At 37.5% G+C, this 24423-nt stretch carries 23 protein-coding genes; 19 read left to right on the top strand and 4 right to left on the bottom strand.

Annotated features, from left to right (window positions below; all coding sequences use genetic code 11):
- Positions 1 to 125: 125 nt before the first annotated feature.
- Both HA632_RS10340 and HA632_RS10335 read left to right on the top strand, forming a co-directional pair.
- A complete protein-coding gene (locus tag HA632_RS10340; protein ID WP_176307088.1) occupies positions 126 to 752 on the top strand; it encodes a bifunctional nuclease family protein in 627 nt (208 codons plus the stop codon).
- A gap of 71 nt (positions 753 to 823) precedes the next feature.
- Positions 824 to 1648 (top strand): thymidylate synthase, encoded by an 825-nt coding sequence (locus HA632_RS10335; RefSeq protein WP_176307087.1) that lies wholly within the window; start codon positions 824 to 826, stop codon positions 1646 to 1648.
- Between the two features lie 56 nt (positions 1649 to 1704).
- Here the strand turns inward: HA632_RS10335 and HA632_RS10330 are convergent, their stop codons facing one another.
- Positions 1705 to 2001 carry an isoamylase early set domain-containing protein gene (locus HA632_RS10330; RefSeq protein WP_176307086.1) on the bottom strand — a complete coding sequence of 99 codons (297 nt, stop codon included), beginning with the start codon at positions 1999 to 2001 and terminating at the stop codon, positions 1705 to 1707.
- A 238-nt stretch (positions 2002 to 2239) separates the two neighbouring features.
- Here HA632_RS10330 and HA632_RS10325 point away from each other — a divergent pair, with 238 nt between their 5' ends.
- The 4 genes from HA632_RS10325 (at position 2240) to HA632_RS10310 (ending at position 4632) form a co-directional block, all read left to right on the top strand.
- Positions 2240 to 2575: a 2TM domain-containing protein gene (locus HA632_RS10325; protein WP_176307085.1), complete on the top strand. Its 336-nt coding sequence runs from the start codon at positions 2240 to 2242 to the stop codon at positions 2573 to 2575.
- On the top strand, positions 2575 to 3060 hold the full coding sequence (locus HA632_RS10320; RefSeq protein WP_176307084.1) for a dihydrofolate reductase: 486 nt from the start codon (positions 2575 to 2577) through the stop codon (positions 3058 to 3060). Before HA632_RS10325 ends, HA632_RS10320 begins: the two co-directional genes overlap by 1 nt.
- A 112-nt stretch (positions 3061 to 3172) precedes the next feature.
- Complete coding sequence (ubiE, locus tag HA632_RS10315; protein WP_176307083.1) at positions 3173 to 3907, top strand: bifunctional demethylmenaquinone methyltransferase/2-methoxy-6-polyprenyl-1,4-benzoquinol methylase UbiE; 735 nt, start codon at positions 3173 to 3175, stop codon at positions 3905 to 3907.
- Between the two features lie 23 nt (positions 3908 to 3930).
- Positions 3931 to 4632, top strand: a complete 702-nt coding sequence (locus HA632_RS10310) for a porin family protein (protein ID WP_176307082.1) — start codon at positions 3931 to 3933, stop codon at positions 4630 to 4632.
- Here the strand turns inward: HA632_RS10310 and HA632_RS10305 are convergent.
- On the bottom strand, positions 4629 to 5357 hold the full coding sequence (locus tag HA632_RS10305) for an RNA methyltransferase (RefSeq protein ID WP_176307081.1): 729 nt from the start codon (positions 5355 to 5357) through the stop codon (positions 4629 to 4631). The two genes, HA632_RS10310 and HA632_RS10305, sit on opposite strands and share 4 nt — an antisense overlap.
- 36 nt (positions 5358 to 5393) lie before the next feature.
- On the opposite strand from HA632_RS10305, the gene HA632_RS10300 reads away from it, so the two are divergent.
- The 3 genes from HA632_RS10300 (at position 5394) to accD (ending at position 9999) form a co-directional block, all read left to right on the top strand.
- On the top strand, positions 5394 to 7937 hold the full coding sequence (locus HA632_RS10300) for a BamA/TamA family outer membrane protein (protein ID WP_176307080.1): 2544 nt from the start codon (positions 5394 to 5396) through the stop codon (positions 7935 to 7937).
- A 51-nt stretch (positions 7938 to 7988) separates the two neighbouring features.
- Entirely contained in the window at positions 7989 to 9056 is a 1068-nt protein-coding gene (gene fbaA / locus HA632_RS10295; protein ID WP_176307079.1) for a class II fructose-bisphosphate aldolase, read from the top strand.
- Positions 9057 to 9144: 88 nt separating this feature from the next.
- Positions 9145 to 9999, top strand: a complete 855-nt coding sequence (gene accD, locus HA632_RS10290; RefSeq protein ID WP_176307078.1) for an acetyl-CoA carboxylase, carboxyltransferase subunit beta — start codon at positions 9145 to 9147, stop codon at positions 9997 to 9999.
- A 111-nt stretch (positions 10000 to 10110) separates the two neighbouring features.
- Here accD and HA632_RS10285 read toward each other — a convergent pair whose 3' ends face one another.
- The gene (locus HA632_RS10285) at positions 10111 to 11367 is read right to left on the bottom strand and encodes an ABC transporter permease (RefSeq protein WP_176307077.1); all 1257 of its coding nucleotides are present in this window, start codon (positions 11365 to 11367) and stop codon (positions 10111 to 10113) included.
- A gap of 186 nt (positions 11368 to 11553) precedes the next feature.
- Here HA632_RS10285 and purH point away from each other — a divergent pair, with 186 nt between their 5' ends.
- The 7 genes from purH (at position 11554) to HA632_RS10250 (ending at position 19362) form a co-directional block, all read left to right on the top strand.
- Positions 11554 to 13080, top strand: a complete 1527-nt coding sequence (gene purH / locus HA632_RS10280) for a bifunctional phosphoribosylaminoimidazolecarboxamide formyltransferase/IMP cyclohydrolase (protein WP_176307076.1) — start codon at positions 11554 to 11556, stop codon at positions 13078 to 13080.
- A gap of 56 nt (positions 13081 to 13136) precedes the next feature.
- Positions 13137 to 14165: a rod shape-determining protein gene (locus HA632_RS10275; RefSeq protein WP_121312631.1), complete on the top strand. Its 1029-nt coding sequence runs from the start codon at positions 13137 to 13139 to the stop codon at positions 14163 to 14165.
- 72 nt (positions 14166 to 14237) lie between these two features.
- Entirely contained in the window at positions 14238 to 15065 is an 828-nt protein-coding gene (gene mreC, locus HA632_RS10270) for a rod shape-determining protein MreC (protein ID WP_176307075.1), read from the top strand.
- Entirely contained in the window at positions 15058 to 15564 is a 507-nt protein-coding gene (locus tag HA632_RS10265) for a rod shape-determining protein MreD (RefSeq protein WP_176307074.1), read from the top strand. The genes mreC and HA632_RS10265 overlap by 8 nt, the downstream gene beginning before the upstream one ends.
- Entirely contained in the window at positions 15561 to 17495 is a 1935-nt protein-coding gene (mrdA, locus tag HA632_RS10260; protein WP_176307073.1) for a penicillin-binding protein 2, read from the top strand. Before HA632_RS10265 ends, mrdA begins: the two co-directional genes overlap by 4 nt.
- A 12-nt stretch (positions 17496 to 17507) precedes the next feature.
- Positions 17508 to 18770 (top strand): rod shape-determining protein RodA, encoded by a 1263-nt coding sequence (gene rodA / locus HA632_RS10255; protein WP_176307072.1) that lies wholly within the window; start codon positions 17508 to 17510, stop codon positions 18768 to 18770.
- Positions 18771 to 18819: 49 nt separating this feature from the next.
- On the top strand, positions 18820 to 19362 hold the full coding sequence (locus HA632_RS10250) for a hypothetical protein (protein WP_176307071.1): 543 nt from the start codon (positions 18820 to 18822) through the stop codon (positions 19360 to 19362).
- A 48-nt stretch (positions 19363 to 19410) separates the two neighbouring features.
- Here HA632_RS10250 and HA632_RS10245 read toward each other — a convergent pair whose 3' ends face one another.
- On the bottom strand, positions 19411 to 21594 hold the full coding sequence (locus tag HA632_RS10245) for a carboxy terminal-processing peptidase (RefSeq protein ID WP_176307070.1): 2184 nt from the start codon (positions 21592 to 21594) through the stop codon (positions 19411 to 19413).
- Between the two features lie 212 nt (positions 21595 to 21806).
- Between HA632_RS10245 and surE the strand changes: the two genes are divergently transcribed.
- The 3 genes from surE to HA632_RS10230 are packed head-to-tail and all read left to right on the top strand — an operon-like array spanning position 21807 to position 24411.
- A complete protein-coding gene (gene surE, locus HA632_RS10240; RefSeq protein ID WP_176307186.1) occupies positions 21807 to 22574 on the top strand; it encodes a 5'/3'-nucleotidase SurE in 768 nt (255 codons plus the stop codon).
- A 10-nt stretch (positions 22575 to 22584) separates the two neighbouring features.
- Positions 22585 to 23697, top strand: a complete 1113-nt coding sequence (gene lpxB, locus HA632_RS10235; protein ID WP_176307069.1) for a lipid-A-disaccharide synthase — start codon at positions 22585 to 22587, stop codon at positions 23695 to 23697.
- 48 nt (positions 23698 to 23745) lie between these two features.
- Complete coding sequence (locus HA632_RS10230; RefSeq protein WP_228778775.1) at positions 23746 to 24411, top strand: C40 family peptidase; 666 nt, start codon at positions 23746 to 23748, stop codon at positions 24409 to 24411.
- The last annotated feature ends 12 nt before the right edge of the window (positions 24412 to 24423 follow it).

The following is a 24423-nucleotide window of genomic DNA, read 5'->3' as shown; positions in this document are numbered from 1 at the left end:
GCCATCCGTTGCAATCTTTTTTCAAAAGGATTTACACTCCTGTCAGGGCTAAGCGGGAAGCCATTTTTGTAATTGTAAACATAAAGTCCGAGTACTTGTACTCCAATACTTGATACTAAAAAATAATGAGTTTAGTAAAACTAACCATAAAAGGAATTTCTTATAGCCAAACCCAAAACGGTGCCTATGCTCTGATTTTAAATGAAGTAGACGGCGAAAGAAAATTACCTATTGTCATCGGCGCTTTCGAAGCCCAATCCATTGCTATTGCCTTAGAAAAAGAAATCAAACCGCCCAGACCTTTAACCCACGATTTATTCAAAAGTTTCGCCGACCGATTCGATATCGTGGTCAAACAAGTCATCATCCACAAATTGGTGGACGGTGTTTTCTACTCGAGTATCATTTGCGAACGCGACAAAATAGAAGAAATTATCGATGCCCGAACTTCAGATGCTATCGCTTTAGCACTCCGATTCAACGCGCCGATTTTTACCTATAAAAATATCTTAGACAAAGCCGGTATTTACCTCAACACCAATCCAACCGACCTCGAAAATCAAAACATCGAAGACGAAGGCGTATTGTCTACACCGGAAACTTTCGGATTGGACAACGAAGGCAAAGCAGGCGATATCTATGTCAGCATGAGTCTTTCCGAGCTTCATGAATCATTGGAAAAAGCCGTGCAGGACGAAGATTATGAGAAAGCAGCAAAGATTCGTGATGAAATATCAAAACGAGAGTCTTAAAGTTAATTCGGTTATTCGTTAATTTGGTTATTCGAATTAACAAATAACCAAATAACCAAATCAACATAAAAATGAAGCAATACCACGATTTAATGCGACACGTTTTGGAAAACGGTTGCCAAAAAGGAGACAGAACCGGAACCGGAACCAAAAGTGTTTTTGGTTACCAAATGCGATTTGATTTAAGCGAAGGTTTCCCCATGGTGACGACCAAAAAGTTGCATTTAAAATCGATTATCTATGAATTGCTTTGGTTTTTAAAAGGCGATACCAATATTGGCTACCTTAAAGAAAACGGGGTGAAAATTTGGGACGAATGGGCGGATGAAAATGGCGATTTAGGTCCGGTGTACGGTCACCAATGGCGTAATTGGAACAGTGAAGAAATCGACCAAATCACCGAATTAATTGAGACTTTAAAGACAAATCCAAACAGCCGTCGCATGTTGGTTTCCGCCTGGAATCCATCAGTTTTGCCGGATACTTCAAAATCTTTTTCAGAAAATGTAGCGAATGGGAAAGCGGCTTTACCGCCGTGTCATGCATTCTTTCAGTTTTATGTGGCCGATGGGAAATTGTCTTGCCAACTGTACCAAAGAAGTGCCGATATTTTCTTGGGCGTTCCGTTCAATATTGCGTCTTATGCTTTGTTTACAATGATGATTGCTCAGGTATGTGACTTGCAAGTGGGTGAATTCATCCATACTTTTGGCGATGCCCACATTTACAACAACCATTTCGAACAAGTGGAATTGCAATTGTCACGCGAACCAAGACCACTACCAAAAATGATTTTAAATCCTGAAGTAAAAAACATTTTTGACTTCACGTTTGAAGATTTCACCTTAGTGGATTATGATCCGCATCCGCATATTAAAGGTGCTGTAGCGGTATAAAAACAAAAAATCCGCCTCGAAACCGAAACGGATTTTTTCCTAACCAAAACTAAAACCTATAGTGCTAACACACTATTTTCTGCTCCGGCAAATTCGTTATATGCATAACTGTCTGCCTCCGGATCGTTTATATAAGAACCATCCACTAAATATTTAAACTCGAAAGAGTTGTCTTTTGGTAAATCAAAAGTAGCTTTGAAGGTTCCGTTTTTCAATTTAGATAATTCTCCTTCAGCCGGATTCCAATTATTGAAATCACCAACTACTGCAGCTGCATTTGCTTCTTTTGCCTCGATTGAAAAGGTAACTTTAACAACCGGTTTTGTTTTTATAACTTGTTTCTTGATAGCCATAACTAATTCATTTATAGATTACTGAGGCAAAGTAAAGCGATTTTTTTATAGGTTTTACAAGCGCAATTATTTTTACGAGATTGCCAAAAACATAGCCAATTTAAAAGAAGATTTACAATTAAAATACCCTTAAATTTTACATCTGTGATTAAGAAATCGGTTTCGTAATACATTATCCCAAAATGAGATTTTATCATTTTAAAAATAAATTTTATCTTTAAAGCACAAATTTCGTCTTATGGAGAGTAACCAACACGAATTATACGAATACGCCCGGAACAGAATCAACCAGAAAAAGCGTTTGTTTCAACACTTTATTGTGCTTAGCATTGGCAGTGTCTTTTTGTTTTCGGCCAATCATTTGTTGAACTTTCACGACGAAACCAATTGGTGGATATGGATAGTAGCGGTTTGGAGCAGCCTTTTTATTTTTCATGTCATCAAAGTACTCATTACCGATAGTTTTATGAATAAAAACTGGGAAAGAGCCCAAATAGACAAGTTGATGCTCAAACAAACCAAAAAAGTTGAACAACTCAAAAACGACTTGGAAAACACAAACCCCACAAAATAATGATAACACTCATAGCCGCTGTGGCTGAAAACAATGCCCTGGGTAAAGACAACCAACTCCTTTGGCATTTGCCCGATGATTTTAAAAGATTCAAAGCCCTGACATCCGGTCATTATATTATCATGGGCAGAAAAACTTTTGAAAGTTTTCCTAAACCTTTGCCCAACAGAACACACGTAATTATTTCGCGCCAAAAAGGTTACCAACCCGAAGGTTGCATTGTAGTTGATTCCTTGGAGAAAGCCATTGAAGTTTGTCCCAAAGAAGAAGACATTTTTGTCATCGGCGGAGGCCAAATCTACCAACAATCCATAGCCAGAGCGGATAAAGTTGACATTACCAGAGTGCATCATTTCTTTGAAGCCGATACTTTTTTCCCGGAAATTGATTTAAGCGAATGGCAATTGGTTTTTGAAGAGTTTCATCCCCGAGACGAGCGACATGAATTTGATTTTACATTTCAAACCTTTGTCAGAAAACCATAATTCATTCCACAATTCTTAAAGAAAATCATAAGCCTTATCGCAATTAAAATATTGGCTTATATTTGTCACCCGAGACCGTTAGGTCGAACTCAACGCAGTTAAAAATTTGAGAATGTCAAAGCAAATTACACCCTATAAGGAATCTACCTTAGGCAAAAAAGAACAAGTCACCCAAATGTTTGATACCATTTCGGGAGAATATGATGGCTTGAACAGAGTCATTTCGATGGGTATTGATGTTAAATGGAGAAAGAAAGTAATCGAATTGGTCAAAGCCAAAAATCCCGAAAACGCACTTGACATAGCCACCGGAACCGGCGATTTAGCCATCATGATGGCCGAATCTACAGCAGCGAAGAAAATTATCGGCTTGGATTTATCGGTTGGAATGCTTGAAGTTGGCAAGAAAAAAATTCTGGATAAAAACTTGGCAGACAAAATAGAAATGGTCGTAGGCGACAGTGAAAACATTCCTTATCCCGATAATTATTTTGATGCCATTACAGTTTCTTTCGGCATCAGAAATTTTGAAACTTTGGAAAAAGGTTTAGCCGAAATTTACAGGGTTTTAAAACCAAACGGCATTTTTGTGATTTTAGAGACTTCGGTACCGACAAAATTTCCGTTCAAGCAAGGCTATGGTTTTTACACCAAATTCATTCTTCCTTTGATTGGAAAGCTCTTTTCAAAAGACAATAAAGCCTATGGTTATCTTTCAGAATCGGCAGCCAATTTTCCTTTTGGAGAAGCTTTAAACAATATTTTGCGAAAAGTTTCGTTTATAGAATGTAAAGCCATGCCACAAACTTTTGGAGTAGCCACTATTTACACCGCCACAAAAAAATAAAAACTGAAGTTGCACGCATACTAATGAAGAAATTAATTGTCCTTTTTGTCCTTTTTAACCTTACTGCTCAAGCGCAATTTGGAACAAGCATCTTTTCTAAAGATCCTATTGTTAATTTGGAAAACTTTGACAAGCAAAGAGTCTATTGGGGTTATTTTTTAGGGTTTAGTTCTTTTGATTTCAAAACCGATTACAAAGTGCCCGGACAGGATATTAATGTCAAAGGACATACCGGTTTTAACGTAGGATTGGTCGGGGTTTTGAGGTTACACGAATATGTAGAATTGCGTTTCGAACCCGGATTGTATTATGCCAGCAGAACTTTGACTTATCCCGGATTTACCAATGAACGCGATGCATTGAGGGAAGTAAAAGCAACTTATATCGACTTTCCTTTAATGCTAAAATTTTCCTCCTTACGCACCGGAAATGTTAGACCTTACTTACTCGGTGGTGTTGGAAGCACTTTAAACTTATCGAGTAATTCCAAATCAAAAGACGACAACTCTGAACAAAAATTCAGGGTCAAACCTTGGACACAGAATTATACTTTTGGTTTCGGGATTGACTTGTATTTTGAATACTTCAAATTCTCACCTTCTATCAGAGGTGTTTTCGGATTTAATGACGAGTTGATCCGCGATGATGACCCTAACAGTCCGTGGACAGGCAACATTGAATCGTTGAAAACCCGTGCGGTTTTAATCAACTTTACTTTCCACTAAGAATTCCTTTTAAATTCGCTCAAACAAACAGCTGTCGCAGTGGCTACGTTTAGACTCTCCGTTTGTTGAACATCTCCAAATCTCGGAATGGCGATTCGGTTTTTGATTATTTTCTCTAAAGAAGGAGAAATCCCATTGGCTTCATTGCCAAAGATTAAAATGCCATCTGTAGGAAGAGCTTCTTTGTAAATATTATTTCCATCCATAAAAGTTCCAAAAACCGGTAGTTTGGTTTGAGAAACAAACGTGTTCAGATCAACATAATGGACATTCACTCTGGCAATCGAGCCCATAGTAGCCTGAATTACTTTGGGATTATACACATCAACCGTTTCATTGGAACAAACCAATTGTTTAACCCCAAACCAATCGCAAAGTCGAATGATTGTTCCCAAATTCCCGGGATCACGAATATCGTCGAGCGCCACAATCAAACCTTTATCCTCTATGGTTTTGGCTTTTGGGATTTTGAAAATGGCCAAACACGAACTCGGAGAAACCAAGGCAGAGATTCGCTTCATATCGGCTTCTTTGATTAGGGTTTTTTGTGCCGGATTAAGAGTATCAAAAATACTTTCTGTAACAAATAAATGTTCCAGCACAATATTTGATTGTAACAATTCCTGTATTACTTTTACACCTTCGGCTATAAACAATTGATGCTCGTTACGGTATTTTTTATGTTGAAGACTGGTAATTAATTTTATTTGGTTTTTACTAACCATAAAATACTGTATTTTTGAATTAAATATTTCACAAAATTGAAAAAGAGTATCACAAAAATATCACTATTTATTCTAACCGGGCTAATTATCTTTGGTTGTAACTCTACAAAAAGGGTTCCGGATGGAAAAAGACTACTTACTAAAAACGATATCTATGTTGATGGCCAAAAAAGCAATTTGGAAGAAGTCACCAATCAGTTGTACCAAAAGCAGAACAGCTCCATTTTGGGTTATCGTCTTAGGCTGAACCTTTATAATTTGGCTAAGCCTAAATCAGACTCTTTGTTCAAAGCCAAAATGATCAAAAATCCCAAACGCTATTACCGAAAAGCGAATTGGCTCTCTAAAAAACAAGTCAAGCGTCTTGGCGAATCTTTTCTCTATTCGGGTCTTGACAATTTTTTGAGAAAAACCGGTGAAGCACCTGTAATACTTGACACCACAAGTACCAAAAAGTCTTTGCGCCGTTTAAAATCTTACTACTACAACCGCGGTTATTTTGATGTAACCTCAAAATATAAAATAGACACTATTGATAAGAAAAAGGTCAAACTTCGCTATGACATCAGTACCGGAAAACCTTACATCATTGACAGCCTCAATGCTTATATTGCCAGCGCACCTTTGGATTCTATTTATCAGTTGAGAAAAAAAAGCTCCCTGATAAAAACCGGCCAACGATATGAAACTAGTACTTTTATTGAAGAAAAAAAGCGCATCACCGAAGATTTCAGAAACAATGGCGCTTTTCGCTTCCAACAAAATTATGTGAGTTTTGACATTGATACCATTAACAAAAAACACAAACCAACGGTAAACTTGGTCATCGAAAATGAAATCATTCGAACTGAAGACAGTATACAAACAAAACCATTTGAGTTATACAAAATCAGCAAAGTCAATATTTTTACCGATCACAGTCCGACAAATCCCAATGCGGCCATCAAGGACAGTGCAACTTACAACGACTTTACATTATACAGTACCAATAAATTAAAATACCGTCCTAAAGCCATAACTGATGGGATTTTTGTGACCAAAGGCAATTATTTTTCAGATTTCAGAACTTCGGTTACTTCTAGATATTTGAGTAATCTCAAAGTATTCAACTATCCGTTGATTCAATATATAGAAGACAAAACCCAAAAGAACAGTTTGATTGCCAATGTTTATTTAACCCCAAGAAAAAAATACACATTCGGATTTTCAACCGATTTCACCCATTCCAATATTCAAGACTTTGGGATAACCGGAAATACCTTCTTAAGTATTCGCAACGTGTTTAATGGTGCAGAAACCTTTGAAATAGGCTTTAGAGGAAATATTGGTTCTTCAAAAGATTTGAGCAATCCCAACGATACTTTCTTTAATATTTCAGAAATTGGGGTTGATGCCAAATTGAATTTCCCGCGTATCTTTTTGCCTTTCAAAACAGACAAAATCATACCGAAAACCATGATTCCTTACACCACTTTGAGTGTAGGTTATTCGAAACAAACCAATATCGGTTTAGACAAACAGAACTTTACGAGCTCGCTAACCTACAATTGGACACCCAAAAGAAACACCAGTTTCAAATTTGATTTGATTAACATCCAGTTTGTAAAAAACTTGAATCCTTCGAATTACTTTAACATTTATAAGTCGTCCTACAATACCGTTAATGAAATTGCACAAAGTTATCCCAGCGTAAATCCGGCTTATTTTGAAAACGGAAATTTAAGAATTGAGGATGGTGTTTTGGCTTTTTTTAATGACGTAAGCAATGGTCTTGTCCCGGTAACGCTTCCCGATGCCAAATCGTTGTTGAGTATCGCGGAAAGAAGATTCAGATTGATTGAGAACAACTTGATTTTTGCCTCCAACATCACTTTTACTAAAACCTCAAAAAAGGATTTTTTTGACAACGAATTTTACGCCATTAAAGCCAAAGTAGAATCGGCCGGAAACCTCCTTTCTCTTTTGGCTCGTGCCTCTAAGCAATTGCAGAATCAAAATGGCGCCAATACTTTCTTGGACGTCGAATTTTCACAATACATCAAAACCGAATTCGAATACATCAAACATTGGGATTTAAGCCGTAAAAAAGTTTTGGCGGTCAAAGCTTTTGGGGGAATCGCTATTCCTTACGGCAATTCTGAAGACGTTCCTTTTTCACGTAGTTATTTTGCCGGAGGAACAAATGACATCAGAGCCTGGCAATCCTACAGTTTAGGTCCGGGCGCAAGCGGTAGTTTTTTGGATTTTAATGAAGCCAATATGAAACTGACCTTTAGTACCGAGTTTCGTTTTAATATATTCCAACAATTAAATGGTGCATTTTTTACAGATGTGGGTAATATTTGGAATGTATTAGACAATACCGAAGACGAAGATTACATTTTTAACGGATTACAATCTCTTGAAAATATAGCCGTAGGTTCAGGCTTCGGGTTCAGATATGACTTTAACTTCTTTATCGTTCGTTTGGATTTAGGATTCAAAACCTATAATCCGGCCTTGGAAGAAAATGAAAGATGGTTTAGCGAAATGCGCTTCAATAAATCCGTTTTAAATATTGGAATAAATTATCCTTTCTAAAATTAGAAATTATTATTTTTGTAACCTTAACTTAAAAAACGACACAAAACAATGGCGCACAATATCAAACCAGGAGTTGCTACCGGAGATGACGTACAAGCAATTTTTAATTATGCTAAAGAAAAAGGATTTGCACTTCCTGCGGTAAACGTAATCGGTTCGAGCACTATCAACGGTGTTTTGGAAACGGCTGCCAAATTAAACGCACCGGTGATTATTCAATTCTCGAATGGTGGCGCACAATTTAATGCCGGAAAAGGATTGTCAAATGCAGGCGAAAAAGCAGCCATTGCCGGTGGAATTGCCGGAGCAAAGCATATTCATACGCTAGCGGAAGCCTATGGTGCTACTGTAATTTTACATACCGACCATTGTGCTAAAAAATTATTGCCTTGGATTGATGGTTTATTAGACGCTTCAGAAAAACATTTTGCTGAAACCGGAAAACCTTTATTCTCTTCACACATGATTGATTTATCCGAAGAGCCCATCGAAGAAAACATTGAAATTTGTAAAGAATACTTAGCTCGTATGAGCAAAATGGGCATGACTTTGGAGATCGAATTAGGAATCACCGGAGGTGAAGAAGACGGTGTTGACAATTCTGATGTTGACAGTTCAAAATTATATACCCAACCGGAAGAAGTGGCCTACGCTTACGAAGAGTTGATGAAAATCTCACCAAAATTTACCATCGCAGCCGCTTTCGGAAACGTACACGGCGTTTACAAACCGGGTAACGTAAAATTGACCCCTAAAATCTTGAAAAACTCTCAAGACTATGTTCAAAATAAATTTAATACAGGACCAAATCCGGTTGACTTTGTTTTCCATGGTGGCTCAGGTTCAACTTTAGAAGAAATCAGAGAAGCGATTTCTTACGGGGTAATCAAAATGAACATTGATACCGACTTACAATTTGCTTTCACCGAAGGCATCAGAGATTATATGACTTCCAAAATTGATTATTTAAGAACACAAATCGGAAGTCCGGAAGGCGCTGATTCACCCAATAAAAAACACTACGATCCAAGAAAATGGATTCGTGAAGGTGAAGTCACTTTCAATACCAGATTAGAACAAGCATTTGCTGACTTGAATAACGTAAACACTCTATAAATAATATAATTAAGTTTGTTCGTTTGTAGTTTATCGTTTTAAATTAAACCCACCGCAAACAACAAATCATAAACTAATAAACTTAACTATGGCTTGGTTTAAAAGAACAGAAAAAGGAATTCAAACCGCTACGGAAGACAAAAAAGACGTTCCCAAAGGACTTTGGTACAAATCGCCTACGGGGAAAATTATTGACCAAGATGAATTGGCCAGAAATCTATGGGTAAGTCCCGAAGATGATTTTCACGTGAGAATTGGCAGCAAAGAATACTTCGAAATCTTGTTTGATAACAACGAATTCAAAGAATTAGATGCCAAAATGACTTCTAAAGATCCTTTGAATTTTGTTGATACAAAAAAATACTCTGACCGATTAAAAGACGCTATTGACAAAACAGGATTGAAAGATGCTGTTCGTACCGGTGTTGGTAAATCAAAAGGGAAAGACTTGGTGGTTTGTTGTATGGACTTTGCCTTTATCGGCGGTTCTATGGGTGCTGTAGTGGGTGAAAAAATTGCCCGTGGTATCGATTATTCCATCAAAAATAATATTCCGTTTGTAATGATATCCAAATCGGGTGGTGCTCGTATGATGGAAGCCGCTTATTCTTTGATGCAATTAGCGAAGACTTCAGCCAAATTGGCACAACTAGCCGAAGCTAAAATCCCTTACATTTCATTGTGTACTGACCCAACTACTGGAGGAACAACAGCTTCTTACGCGATGTTAGGAGACATCAATATCTCCGAACCAGGTGCCTTGATTGGTTTTGCCGGACCACGTGTAGTTAGAGATACTACCGGAAAAGATTTACCGGAAGGTTTCCAAACGGCCGAATTCGTATTAGACCATGGTTTCCTTGATTTTATCGCTCCGCGTAAAGAATTGAAAGACAAAATCAACTTGTACCTCGATTTGATTTTGAACCAAGAGGTGAGATAGTCGAAATCGATAGTAAATTATACAAAAAAACACAAAGCATAAACTTTGTGTTTTTTTTATGTCCAACAGAATTGTCGGCTGAACACCGACAATTAAACTCTGAAATGCTAATTACATACCGCTACGAATCGCTTCTACCGGATCTAATTTTGAAGCTGAAATAGCCGGTAAAATTCCTGAAACCAACCCGACAAAGACCGACAATCCGGTGCCGATAATAATATTGCTCAATCCTAAGACAAATTCAAAATCTAAAATACTGGTCAATAACATGGCCAACAACCACACAATCACCAAACCAATAAAACCGCCAATCAGACAAAGAATTATGGCTTCGAATAAAAACTGTAAAAGGATAAACCTGTTTTTGGCTCCTAAGGATTTTTGAATACCAATAAGACTGGTTCGTTCTTTTACTGAAACAAACATAATATTCGCTATTCCAAATCCACCTACCAAGAATGAAAAGAAGCTGATGATGATACCTCCTACTCGCATACTTCCCAAAAGACCATCAATCATATCGGTTAATCCCGACAAGATGTTGATGAAAAAATTGTCGATATCACCTTGTTTAACTCCTCTGAAATTGCGTAGTTTTTGGGATATTTCTCCTTTCAATGCGTCAATATCTGTACCTTTTTCCGGCTTGATGACTATTACAGGCAGGACTTGCGGATTGTTATCCCCATAAATTCTTCTTAAAAAAGTAGAAGGAAAAAACACAGAAGTATCATCTCCGCCGCCAATATCTATCCCGGAACTTCCTTTCTTTTTAGTGACACCGATAACAGTAAACTTTTGTCCGTACATTCTAACCACCTTGCCTATGGGGTCAAATCCGTCAAAAAGATTTTGAGCAATCTCATAGCCCAAAACCACTACTTGTTTTCCCGAATAAGATTCAGCTTCATTAAAAAAACGACCATTGGAAAACTCCATTCGCTGAACATCAACAAATTCGGCAGTCACCGCAACCATATTTACCGCTTCTGATGTTCGAGACTCGTAAGTAATATTTTGATTAACGGTAAAATATTGAAAGCAAGAATTCTCTACATGATTCAAAGCCGTTTTCATATATTGGTATTCCTCAAAAGTCACATTGGGAAACTGTTCTCTTTTCCATCTCGGAATCTCAGTCGGACCAAAAGACTGACTGGTCAGATAAATGGTATTCTTATCTAAGGAACTCAAATCGTTTTTTATCTTTCTATCTAAAGAATCAACCGCTGCCAAAACTGCAATGATAGAAAATATTCCAATCGTTACGCCCAACAAAGAAAGCATGGTACGCAATTTATTGTTCCGCAAAGCGTTCATGGCAAAGGCAAAACTTTCTTTTAGGAGTCTTAAGTAAAGTAACATTTATGATCGGTTTAGATAAAGGCAAATTTCCATAAAAATAATGAAAATCATGATTATTTTGTACGTTGCCTTATTTGTGTCAAAAAACAAAATATTGTTACAATTCTTGCTTGAATTTTGCCATTAAAAAAACTACTTTTGTCCCCTTAAAACTATCTGTCCTTTGACACACACAACACACACAACATGAGCACACCAAAAACAATTCAATCAGCCTTGATTTCTGTCTTTTCAAAAGACGGTTTAGAGCCAATTGTTCGCAAACTACACGAACAAAATGTAACCCTTTATTCAACCGGCGGTACCGAAGAGTTCATCAAAAACTTAGGAATTCCGGTAGTTCCTGTAGAAGAAATCACTTCGTTCCCGGAAATTCTGGGCGGAAGAGTCAAAACTTTGCACCCAAAGATTTTCGGCGGCATCTTAAACCGACAAGACAATTCCTCAGATGTGGAGCAAATGAAGGAGTTTGATATTCCTCAAATTGACTTAGTGATTGTTGATTTATACCCATTTGAAAAAACAGTAGCTTCGGGAGCTAGCGAAGCAGACATTATAGAGAAAATTGACATTGGCGGTATTTCTTTGATTCGCGCTGCTGCCAAAAATTTCAAAGACACTGTGATTGTAGCTTCCGTAAACGAATATGCCCTTTTATTGGATTTGATTTCGACTCAAAACGGTACCACTACATTGGAACAAAGAAGAGTGATGGCCTCAAAAGCATTCCACGTTTCTTCGAATTATGACAGTGCCATTTTTAATTATTTCAATACTGATGAAACCATTTTCAAAGTAAGTATTGATAATGGACAAGTATTGCGTTACGGAGAAAATCCACACCAAAAAGGATTCTTCTTTGGAGAATTTGATAAAATGTTTACCAAATTACACGGCAAAGAATTGTCATATAACAATTTGCTGGATGTTGATGCCGCTGTAAATTTAATTTTAGAATTCAAAGAAAACGATCCAACTTTCGCCATTTTAAAACACAACAACGCTTGCGGTTTAGCTACGAGAAGCAACATGAAAGATGCCTACTTAGCGGCGCTGGCGGGCGATCCGACTTCGGCCTTTGGCGGTGTTTTAATTGCCAATAGCAAAATTGATGAGGCCACTGCAAACGAAATCAACAGCTTGTTCTGTGAAGTAGTGATTGCGCCAAGTTATGACGAAAAAGCGATTGCGATTTTATCTGAAAAGAAAAACCGAATTATTTTGGTACAACACGATGTGGAATTGCCTAACAGACAAGTAAGAACTTGTTTGAACGGTTTATTGGTACAAGATAAAAACAACATCACGGATAATAAAACACACCTTACTTACGTTACTAATACAAAGCCTAGCGAACAAGAAATCGATGATTTATTATTTGCTTCAAAAATTTGTAAAAATACCAAATCAAACACGATTGTATTTGCAAAAAACAGTACATTAGTAGCATCGGGAACCGGACAAACTTCACGAGTAGATGCTTTGAAGCAAGCGATTGAAAAAGCGACTACTTTTGGGTTTGATTTGAACGGAGCTGTGATGGCGAGTGATGCCTTTTTCCCTTTCCCGGATTGTGTGGAAATCGCTCACAATGCAGGAATTACGGCAGTTATTCAGCCGGGTGGCTCGATAAAAGATGAATTGAGTATTAATTTTTGCAACGAAAATAAAGTTGCGATGGTATTTACAGGCACACGTCATTTCAAACATTAATTTGTTTAACTTTGTGCGTTAAAAATTATATAAACGTTTAAACCCTTAAAAGACTTATGGGATTTTTTGATTTCATGACCGAGGATATAGCAATTGACCTTGGTACAGCCAACACTCTGATAATTCACAATGATAAAGTTGTAATTGATAGCCCCTCAATTGTAGCTCGTGACCGAATATCAGGTAAAATCATAGCGGTAGGAAAAGAAGCCAATATGATGCAGGGTAAAACCCATGAAAACATCAAAACCATACGTCCGTTGAAAGATGGGGTTATCGCCGATTTTGATGCGTCTGAGAAAATGATCAGCATGTTCATCAAAAGTATCCCGGCTTTAAAGAAAAAAATGTTTACTCCGGCACTTCGCATGGTAGTTTGTATTCCTTCGGGTATTACTGAAGTAGAAATGCGTGCAGTAAAAGAATCGTGTGAACGTGTAAACGGAAAAGAAGTCTACTTAATCCATGAACCTATGGCTGCGGCAATTGGTATCGGTATCGATATTATGCAACCCAAAGGAAACATGATTGTGGATATTGGTGGTGGAACCACAGAAATTGCAGTTATCGCTTTGGGCGGAATTGTTTGTGACAAATCGGTTAAAATTGCCGGTGACGTTTTCACAAATGATATTGTTTACTACATGAGAACGCAACACAATTTATTTGTAGGAGAAAGTACGGCTGAGAAAATCAAAATTACAATTGGAGCAGCTACAGACGATTTAGAAACACCACCGGATGACATGTCGGTACAAGGTCGAGATTTGTTGACCGGAAAACCAAAACAGGTTGAAGTATCTTATAGAGAAATCGCCAAAGCTTTAGACAAATCTATCCAACGTATTGAAGATGCGATTATGGAAACCTTATCACAAACACCACCCGAATTGGCAGCCGATATCTACAATACAGGTATCTATCTTGCCGGTGGAGGTTCAATGTTGAGAGGATTGGACAAACGTATTTCTCAGAAAACAGATTTACCGGTTTATATTGCTGAAGACCCTTTAAGAGCCGTGGTTCGCGGTACCGGAATGGCGCTTAAAAATATTCCGAAGTTCAGAAGTATTTTAATTAAATAATTAGCCGGCAAGACTATTTATTTTTTATCTTTATTTCGACGGATATTATAACAAACATTATACAGTTTAAAAATGCAGCAAATTTTTAATTTTATACTTAAAAACAGTAATCGCTTACTGTTTTTGCTGCTTTTGGTGATATCCCTTTCTCTGACAATTCAATCCCATTCTTACCATAAAAGCAAGATGATTAGCTCTGCTAATTTCTTTACCGGCGGCATTTATGAAAAGGTCAATAACATTGATGAGTATTTTCATTTGAAATCACAAAACGAGGAATTGGCCCAAGAAAACGCCCGATTAAAAACGCTTTTGTTCAATCAAAAAGACACTACAAAATTACCGAAAATTGATTCCATAAAAGGCGTTAAGAAAACCGACATTATTGTTTCCAAAGTGATTCGCAATTCCTATAGTGTACACGAAAATTACCTGACCATCAACAATGGTTCGGCTTCAGGAATCAAACCCAATATGGGTGTCATCAACAGTGCCGGTATTATCGGAATTGTAGACAATACATCCAAAAATTACTCGACCATTATTAGTATCTTGAATGTCAAATCTCAAATCAACGCTAAAATCAAAAAGTCAAATCATTTTGGTTCCTTAGTTTGGAACGGTAAAAGCACCGGATTTGTTCAGTTGATAGACGTCCCAAGATTGGCCGGCGTTCGCAAAGGTGACACAATTGTAACCGGTGGACAATCTATTATTTTCCCCGAGAATATTGGCATCGGAACTATCGAAAAGGTTTACATCGACAACGTAACCAACTATTATACTCTTGACATCAAATTATTTAATGACATGACCAATTTAGGCCATGTATACATTATCAAAAACAAAGACGCTGAAGAAATCTCTAAATTAGAAAGTCAAATCAAGAAAAATGAATAGCGCTTTATTAGGAAATATGGCCCGATTCATCTTGTTGCTCGCTGCGCAAGTTTTGATATTCAATCGAATCGATTTGTTTGGATTTATCAATCCATTCCCCTATGTTCTATTCATCATCCTTTTTCCCGTAAACGGAAACAAAACCGGATTGTTGATGGCGAGTTTCTTTTTGGGCTTACTGATGGACATGTTCTGTAATTCGGGTGGTATTCATGCCGCAGCTTGCATTATGTTGGCTTATTTCAGACCGGCTATTTTTAAATTTTCTTTCGGGTTGAGTTACGAATACCAAACGGTAAAATTAAATGATGTCCTAACACCCGAAAGGTTTTCCTTTATCTTAATTGCTGTTGTCCTGCATCACATTGTATTGTTTGTATTGGAAGTCTTTAAATTGAGCTTCCTTTGGGATATTTTATTGCGTACTGTATTGAGTACCTTATTCACCATTATTACTTGTATCATTATCATCTACATCATTAAGCCAAGTAAACGATGAGAAAAGTTTTGTTGCCCACAATCATTTTCGTTGTAACCATTTTACTTGTAATACGCCTATTCTATTTGCAGGTAATTGATGATTCCTTAAAGCTAAAATCCGATAATAACGCAATTAAAATCCAATATGATTATCCCGAAAGAGGTTATATTTACGATAGAAACGGCAAACTTTTGGTAGCTAATCAACCTTCATATGACATCATGGTGATCCCCAAAGATGTCAAAAATTTAGACACAGTTGAATTTTGCTCTTTGCTTAACATCACCAAAGAAGAGTTCCTCAAAAAAATTGCGAAAGCCAAGGTTTACAGTCCACGACTTCCTTCTGTGTTTTTGGCACAGCTCAACAAAAAAGAATACGCAGCCTTTCAGGAAATTCAGAGAAAGTTTAACGGTTTTTACATCCAAAAACGTTCTTTGAGAGATTATCAAGTGGCTTTTGGCGCCAATGTTTTTGGGTTTATCACCCAAGTAAACGAAAGCATCATAGAAAAGAACAAATATTATAATAGCGGTGATTTGATTGGCAAACAAGGTGTTGAGGAAAGCTATGAAGAAATTTTACGCGGTATCAAAGGTGTAAAATACATTCAGAAGGACAAATACAACCGAGATATTGGTTCGTATAAAGAAGGCCGATTTGATACGATCGCCGTACAAGGAAATGACATCAACCTAACGCTTGATGCCGAATTGCAAAAGTACGGAGAAGAGCTAATGATTAACAAACGCGGCGGAATTGTAGCTATCGAACCAAGCACAGGGGAAATTTTAGCTTTGGTAACCGCGCCATCATATGACCCTGCCATATTGGTTGGAAGACAGCGTTCTAAAAATTATACCATGCTTTACCACGACTCTATAGCCAAACCGCTTTACGACCGTGGTCTTTTGGCCGAATACACACCCGGTTCCCCTTTTAAAATCCTTACCGGATTGGTTGCGCTTCAAGAAGGTGTTATTGATGAAAACACCAGTTTTGTTTGTCACCATGGTTTCAGTTATGCTCGTGGTCGATTTATGAGATGTCACGATTCAGGGGTATCTGTTTTGCACAACGGAATTTATAATTCTTGTAACACCTACTTTGCAAGTGTTTACATGAAAACCATAAACAAATACAAAAAACCGTCAGACGGTGTTGATGCTTGGAGCAAACATTTAAGAACATTCGGCTTAGGACAATTTATGGGATATGACTTACCCACCGGAAAAAAAGGAAGTCTGCCTACTTCAAAAACCTATAAAAAAATGTATCCCGGTTGGGGCTGGGACAGCAAAACAATCGTTTCTAATGCGATAGGCCAAGGGGAAGTTTTGATGACTCCAATTCAGTTGGCCAACATGATTGCAACCGTTGCCAACAGAGGTTTTTATTATACTCCTCACATCATCAAAAAAATTAAAGGAGGACAAATTGATAAAAAATTCACGACCAAACACGTGACTTCCATCGACAGAAAATATTATGAACCCATGATAAGTGGCTTATTTGATGTTTACAACCTCGGAACTGCGCATGGTTTGAATGTGGAAGGAATAGACATTTGCGGAAAAACAGGAACTGCTGAAAACTATACCAAAATTAACGGTAAAAGGGTAAAGCTCCAAGATCACTCGATCTTTGTGGCTTTTGCTCCAAAAGACAATCCGAAAATTGCCATAGCCGTATTTGTTGAAAACGGATATTGGGGTTCACGTTGGGCCGGACCGATAACGAGTTTGATGATTGAAAAATACATCAAAAGAAAAATTACCCGCAAAGATTTAGAAAAGCGAATGTTAGAAGGAAGTCTTCAGGCAGAGTACAACAAATACATCACCAATCCGATAAAAGACACTTTGATAAACAAAAGCATTAAAACGCCCATAAAACCAACAGTAAAAGACACCAACGGAATTAAAAAGAGTACGACTCCACAAAATTAATTTCTACAGACCATGAAAAATCAAAGTGTAACAAATAACTTGGATTGGATAAGTGTTGTCATCTATATCATCTTGGTGATTATGGGTTGGCTCAATATTTATTCGTCATCGTTGTCTTCCATAGAGCAGGAAACTTCCATTTTTGATTTCAGTCAAATTTACGGGAAGCAATTTTTGTTCATCCTCTTTTCAATTCCGATGATTTTCGTGGTGCTTTCTATTGACGCCAAGTTTTACGAAAAGTACTCCAGTATCATTTTTGCCATTGCACTAGTATCCTTAGTAGGATTATTTCTCTTTGGAAAAACCATTGCCGGACAACGGTGTTGGTATGCCATAGGAAGTTTTACACTACAACCGTCGGAGTTTGCCAAAGCCGCTACTTCTTTGGCTTTAGCCAAATACCTAAGCGATGTACAAGTTAATTTAAAAGACTTTAACCGACAAATCCAAGCGATGATTATCATCTTTCTTCCGGTCATGTTAATATTGCCCCAACCCGATCCCGGAAGTGCTTTGATTTATACCGTTTTCATTTTGGTTCTTTACCGAGAAGGTTTGCCTTCTTGGTATGTTTGGACGGGTTTTATCGCTATTGTTTTGTTTGTTTTAGCCTTAATTATTAAACCTTTGGCGCTAATCGGTATAGCTTTGGCTGTCATTCTTTTTGTTTATTACAGAAGCCGTATCATAGACCGAAACTGGCTATTGAGCAGTATCATTTTGGTTCTTATCTCGGGCTATGTTTTTTCTGTAGACTATGTTTTCGAAAATGTATTCAAGCAACACCACCGCGACCGTTTTAATATTCTTTTGGGCAAAGAAGTCGACATGAAAGGAGTTGGCTATAACACCAATCAATCTGAGATTGCTATTGGTTCCGGAGGTTGGTTTGGAAAAGGCTATCTCGAAGGCACACAAACCAAAGGCGGATTTGTACCCGAACAACACACCGATTATATTTTCACTACTGTTGGAGAAGAATGGGGATTCACCGGTTCGCTGTTTGTGATTGCCTTATTTGTAATTCTGATTATTCGAATCATCTATCTCGCCGAGCGACAGAAGACCAAATTCAGTCGGGTTTATGGGTATTGTGTTGCCGGAATACTCTTTATCCATTTCTTTGTCAATATCGCAATGGTCGTTGGGGTTTTCCCTACGATTGGAGTGCCATTGCCTTTCTTCTCTTATGGCGGCTCCGGACTATGGGGATTCACCATTTTACTTTTCATTTTCCTTAAGATGGATGCAAACAAAGTGAATGAATGGTAATTTAGGAATGGTTTTTGTAACTTTGGGATTACACTAAAAATTTCAAGTCATGAAAACAAAATTTCCTTTTTTATTATTAATCGCTTTAGGTAGTTTTTCCTTAAGTGCTCAAGTGGCCAAAGACACTGTTGCAATCACCACAGATTCCATTGCTTTAAAGCAAATTGAGCTTCAAAAAGCCAAAGATAAAGCGGGAACTTTGTCTCCGGAACAATCAGCAGCCATCCAGAAAGCAGCTTTACAAAAACAAAAAGAGGCCGAGAAAATGAAAAAAGCGGCTGAAAAACAAGCTAAAGCTTTAGATAAACAGCAAAGAAAGCTGGAGAAAGAACAAAAGCAATTTGCCAAAGAACAAAAGAAAATTGCTTCAGGAGAGAAGGACTTAATCAAAATCAAAGAGAAGCTTATCAAAGAGAAAAAAGACCTTCAAAAAATGCAAGAGAAACTCGAAAAGAACAAACGAAAAGGAAAGCTAGGCGATATTGAAATTGAAAAAGAAAACATCAAAATCAGCAAACAACAAATCAGAATTCAAGAGTTACAAGAAGACCTTGATAAAACAGAAAAGAAGCTGAATAAATTAAGACGTTAAACAAAAAAAGCCACCGACATGGTGGCTTTTTTATTTATAATAAGAATATTAAGATTTAACTACTTTATCTTTCTTTAATTTTGAAGACAAACCTTTATTGTTTTCGGTTTGCAAATCATTTAGAATATGAATCGCTTCTTCAATATAAATATCTTTTGACAAGCTTTCATGCCATCTTTCTCTTTTCTCCTTCAGTACAGGGTCATTTTTCATGCTTTCTATCTCATAAGGCAATGATTTAAAATCAAAGGCATTCTTGTAATCCGAAATGGGTTTGTACTTTTTGTTCTTTTCGTCCAAAGCTTTTTGTTCGGCTTTGAATTTGTCGATATTCAAACTATATACATTCTCTTTATTTCTTTCGTCCAACCATTTGGCATTGTCATCGATCAACTGCAATTGCGGGTTGTTTTGCATTCTGGTCTTGCTTTTGGAAATGGTCAAATCAAAATTGTTTTGTTTGTCCCAAACTTTATAATCGGCAGCATCGATTTTGTCCCAAGGCATCGCATTTTCTATATCGCGTTCACCCATTTTTAAATAAGCATACTTATCCGGAATGGCAATATCACTTTTCACGCCTTCTAATTGAGTAGAACCACCGTTGATTCTGTAGAACTTTTGAGTAGTCGTTTTTAAAGCGCCTAAATCTCCGTAAGTACTGCCGCGAACAAATTGGTTTAAATCAATCACATTTTGCACTGTTCCTTTGCCATAAGATTGTTTGCTTCCGATAACAACTCCACGCTTGTAATCTTGAATGGCCGCTGCTAAAATCTCTGAAGCGGAAGCCGAAAACTCATTAATCATCACTACTAACGGACCATCCCATTGCACTTTGGCATCACGATCGTAAAGCACTTCTTTTTTACCGGCAGCTGATTTGATTTGTACAATCGGACCTTGCTCGATAAATAATCCTGCTATGTCAACAACCGTTTTCAAAGAACCACCGCCATTGTCTCTAACGTCCATCACAATGCCTTGAACACCTTCTTTTTTTAGTCTTTCTACTTCAATGGCGACATCCTTTCCGGCATCGCGACTGTTTTGGTCTTCAAAATCGATATAGAATTTTGGTAAATAAATGATGCCGTATTTGAATCCGTCTTTCTCTACCACACTCGATTTTACATAAGTTTCCTCAATTTCTACTTCATCTCTGATGATAGTAATTACTTTAATAGTTCCGTCTTGCTTTTTAACCGTTAAACGAACTTCAGTACCTTTTGGCCCTTTAATTTTTTTAACAACATCGTCTAAACGCATTCCCACCACATCCACCGGTTCTCCATCTGCCTGGGCTACTTTTAGAATAACATCTCCAGATTCCAGCTGTTTTCCTCTCCAGGCCGGACCGCCTGAAATTAATTCTGAAACCTCAGTAAAGTCATTTTTCTTTTGCAAACGCGCGCCGATTCCTTCCAACTTTCCGCTCATACTCAAATCAAAACGCTCTTTTTCATTGGGCGCGAAATAAGAAGTATGCGGATCAAAACGAGACGATATGGCATTCACATAAATCGAAAACCAATCTTCTCGGTCTAAATCTTTGATGAAATTGAAATTGTCATTCAGAGAACTCAAAGTGCTTTCGCGGGTTTCTTTTTCTAACTGTTCGAAAGTTTTTGGCTCTGATTTTTTCGATAAATCTTTGTTGTTTTTCTTGTCTTCTTCTAACTTTTGTTTTTCAACCAAAGACGATAAGGCCGACAATTTTACTTGTAAACGCCATCTTTCCTTTAATTCCTTAGTTGATTTACAGTAGGGCATTTTTTCATAATCGGTATTGAACGTTTCATCCTTTTTATAATCAAAAGGATTGGCCAATGCCTCTTTGTAATAGCTTTTACTTTCCTCCATACGCTTCATCAAACGAGTGTAGGTCAAGTCAAAGAAAGACAATTCTTTGTTTAAAATTTGGTCGTCAATTTGCGTTTCATACTGAGCAAATTCATCGATATCCGATTGCAAAAAGAAACGTTTAGAAGGATCTAAAGCATTCAGATAATCTTTGTAAACTCCTTTAGAAAAATTGTCATCGATGGCGGCCGGACTATAATGTCCTTTTTCTATGACAAAAGTCAACAACTCAATCAACAATTTATCTTTTTCCGGATCTGATTCTTTCTTACTTGGGAACAAACTGAACCCCAATAAGGCCACTGATAGTGTCAAAACTACCAGTAGTGCTTTATAATTTCTTTTCATAAACTGCATTATAACATTCATTAATTATTGGTCTAAATTAAACAAAAAACCATGCCAAGATTTGCCTTGCCAGATAAAATTTTGTTAAAATCATTTCCTGTGTTCCACTCAGAACGGCAATTGCTTCAAAGTTATAAAAAATTGTAGCGTTGTAAAGCCTTAAAATGGTTAATTTTGCATGCACAGTAAGTCGTACAAAAACCGTGCTTTGTTACAGAATTAAAAAAAAGATGATGACCAAACCCACTATTTTAGTTACCAATGACGATGGCATCAATGCCCCGGGAATTAGGGCCTTAATTGACGTCATGGCTGAAATTGGCGACGTGATTGTGGTGGCACCCGACAGTCCGCAAAGCGCCATGGGACATGCCATCACCATCAACAGCACTTTGTACTTGAATAAAGTTTCTGCCGAAAATGCTGCCATTACCGAATACGCTTGCTCAGGAACTCCGGTGGATTGTGTCAAATTGGCGGTCAATGAAATTTTGAAAAAGAAACCTGACCTATGTGTTTCTGGCGTTAATCACGGCTCTAACTCTTCGATTAATGTGATTTATTCGGGCACCATGAGTGCTGCAGTGGAAGCAGGGATTGAAGGCATACCGGCTATAGGTTTTTCGCTATTGGATTATGATTGGAATGCCGATTTTGAAACGATAAAACCATTTATCAAAAAGATAGCTTTAGAAGTTTTGTTTAGAAAATTAACCGAAGGCACGGTTTTGAATGTCAACTTCCCCAAATTGAAATATGACGATATTAAAGGCATCAAAATTTGTCGTCAGGCCAAAGCCATTTGGATGGAGAAATTTGACAAAAGACAAACGCCATACGGGAAAGATTACTATTGGTTGAGTGGTGAATTTGTCAACCAGGACAAAGGCGAAGACACTGATGAGTGGGCATTGTCAAAAGGCTATATTTCAGTGGTTCCGGTGCAGTTTGATTTAACGGCACATCATGCCATTCAGCAATTAAATTCTTGGGATTTATAACATTTAACAGATGAAGTATTATATCATTGCCGGCGAAGCTTCGGGCGATTTACACGGTTCCAATTTGATGAAAGCGCTTTACGAGGAAGACGCAACTGCTGAAATCCGTTTTTGGGGTGGCGATTTGATGCAAAACGTTGGCGGAACTTTGGTAAAACACTACCGTGAATTGGCCTTTATGGGATTTGCCGAAGTAGTGATGAATCTGAAAACCATCCTAAACAACATCAAATTTTGCAAAGCTGACATCGAAAAATTCAATCCCGATGTGATTATTTTTATCGATTATCCCGGCTTTAACATGCGCATTGCCAAATGGGCGAAAGCCCGTGGTATTAAAACCCATTATTATATCGCTCCGCAAATTTGGGCTTGGAAAGAAAACCGAATCAAAGCGGTCAAAAGAGACTTCGACAAACTGTTTGTCATCTTACCATTTGAAAAAGATTTCTTTGAAGTCAAGCACCATTTTAAAGTTGATTTTGTCGGACATCCTTTGATAGATGCGATTCACCATCGTGAGAAAACAAACGAAGTTACCTTTAGAAAAGAAAACAATCTTGACGACAAACCTATAATAGCAATTCTTCCCGGAAGCCGAAAACAAGAGATTTCAAAAATGCTGAGTGTGATGCTTAGCATCGTGGATGATTTTAGCGATTACCAATTTGTAATTGCCGGTGCGCCAAGTCAGGACTATCATTTTTACGAGCAGTTTTTGACCAATAAGAATGTCAAGTTCATTTCGAATAAAACGTATGATTTGTTGAGTGTCGCCAGAGCCGCTTTGGTAACTTCAGGAACGGCTACTTTGGAAACCGCGTTGTTCAAAGTACCCGAAGTCGTGTGCTATAAAGGCGGTTATATTTCGTATCAAATTGCCAAAAGAATCATTACTTTAAAATACATTTCATTGGTCAATTTAATTATGGATGAAGAAGTGGTGACTGAATTGATTCAAGACAAATGCAACACTAAAAACCTGAGAAAAGAACTCTCAAAATTGCTTGAAGAAAAGCACAGAAACGCTCTTTTAGAAAAATACAACCAATTGGAAACCAAATTAGGAGGCATTGGCGCCAGCAAAAAAACTGCTAAATTTATCATAAATGACCTAAAGTAGTTTTGATTACAAACACTAATTTTTACTTTTGTAAAAAACAATTTTTTATTGAAAAACATCGCTTACATATCACTTCTTTTATTGCTGTTTACTGCTTGTAAACCCACTTCGAGCATCGTTACTTCGAAGGAAGTTGCTGTAAAAAAAGGAATGTACAGCGAACCCAAAGCGATTGCTGCAACTCCGGTAAAGACGACGGAAAAGAAAAAGAAAAGTCAAACTAAAGAGTTATCATTAACACAGGTTCCCGAACCCAATCTCACCAAAAAAGTCGCTAAGGTGAACAACCAGAATGACGACGACATTGTCATCGAAAACGAGGATGCCAGTTATTTGATCAAACAATTAATCAATAGCGCTTCTGACAATTTAGGCGTAGGATATCGCGGTGGCGGAACCACAAAAGCCGGTTTTGATTGTTCGGGTTTAATTTATTCTACCTTTAAAAAATTCGATATTACTTTACCGCGTTCGTCTCACGAAATGGCTACAGTAGGCACTAAAGTTGATTTGTCTGAGGCCAAAAAAGGCGATTTGATTTTCTTTATCAATCGCGGTCAGAGAAGAATCAATCATGTGGGAATGGTTGTAGAAGTAACCGCAGATGAAGTGAAGTTTATCCACTCCTCTACCCAAAGTGGCGTTATTATTTCTTCTACTAAAGAATCCTATTACAATAGAACTTTCGTACAAATAAACAGAGTTTTACAGTAATTTTCTTGCTTA

The sequence above is a fragment of the Flavobacterium sp. J49 genome (assembly GCF_011742145.1).
GTDB lineage: Bacteria > Bacteroidota > Bacteroidia > Flavobacteriales > Flavobacteriaceae > Flavobacterium.
Note: the sequence above shows the minus strand (reverse complement) of the source record. Positions and strands in the feature narration are given on the sequence as shown.

Coding starts and splice junctions, on each gene's coding strand:
- mreC (WP_176307075.1), top strand. CDS start 14,238: ATGCAGCAAATTTTTAATTTTATACTTAAAAACAGTAATCGCTTACTG.
- ubiE (WP_176307083.1), top strand. CDS start 3,173: ATGTCAAAGCAAATTACACCCTATAAGGAATCTACCTTAGGCAAAAAA.
- HA632_RS10320 (WP_176307084.1), top strand. CDS start 2,575: ATGATAACACTCATAGCCGCTGTGGCTGAAAACAATGCCCTGGGTAAA.
- HA632_RS10340 (WP_176307088.1), top strand. CDS start 126: ATGAGTTTAGTAAAACTAACCATAAAAGGAATTTCTTATAGCCAAACC.
- lpxB (WP_176307069.1), top strand. CDS start 22,585: ATGAAGTATTATATCATTGCCGGCGAAGCTTCGGGCGATTTACACGGT.
- HA632_RS10325 (WP_176307085.1), top strand. CDS start 2,240: ATGGAGAGTAACCAACACGAATTATACGAATACGCCCGGAACAGAATC.
- HA632_RS10265 (WP_176307074.1), top strand. CDS start 15,058: ATGAATAGCGCTTTATTAGGAAATATGGCCCGATTCATCTTGTTGCTC.
- HA632_RS10250 (WP_176307071.1), top strand. CDS start 18,820: ATGAAAACAAAATTTCCTTTTTTATTATTAATCGCTTTAGGTAGTTTT.
- accD (WP_176307078.1), top strand. CDS start 9,145: ATGGCTTGGTTTAAAAGAACAGAAAAAGGAATTCAAACCGCTACGGAA.
- fbaA (WP_176307079.1), top strand. CDS start 7,989: ATGGCGCACAATATCAAACCAGGAGTTGCTACCGGAGATGACGTACAA.
- HA632_RS10275 (WP_121312631.1), top strand. CDS start 13,137: ATGGGATTTTTTGATTTCATGACCGAGGATATAGCAATTGACCTTGGT.
- rodA (WP_176307072.1), top strand. CDS start 17,508: ATGAAAAATCAAAGTGTAACAAATAACTTGGATTGGATAAGTGTTGTC.
- HA632_RS10285 (WP_176307077.1), bottom strand. CDS start 11,367: ATGTTACTTTACTTAAGACTCCTAAAAGAAAGTTTTGCCTTTGCCATG.
- HA632_RS10310 (WP_176307082.1), top strand. CDS start 3,931: ATGAAGAAATTAATTGTCCTTTTTGTCCTTTTTAACCTTACTGCTCAA.
- surE (WP_176307186.1), top strand. CDS start 21,807: ATGACCAAACCCACTATTTTAGTTACCAATGACGATGGCATCAATGCC.
- HA632_RS10330 (WP_176307086.1), bottom strand. CDS start 2,001: ATGGCTATCAAGAAACAAGTTATAAAAACAAAACCGGTTGTTAAAGTT.
- purH (WP_176307076.1), top strand. CDS start 11,554: ATGAGCACACCAAAAACAATTCAATCAGCCTTGATTTCTGTCTTTTCA.
- HA632_RS10245 (WP_176307070.1), bottom strand. CDS start 21,594: ATGAATGTTATAATGCAGTTTATGAAAAGAAATTATAAAGCACTACTG.
- HA632_RS10305 (WP_176307081.1), bottom strand. CDS start 5,357: ATGGTTAGTAAAAACCAAATAAAATTAATTACCAGTCTTCAACATAAA.
- mrdA (WP_176307073.1), top strand. CDS start 15,561: ATGAGAAAAGTTTTGTTGCCCACAATCATTTTCGTTGTAACCATTTTA.
- HA632_RS10335 (WP_176307087.1), top strand. CDS start 824: ATGAAGCAATACCACGATTTAATGCGACACGTTTTGGAAAACGGTTGC.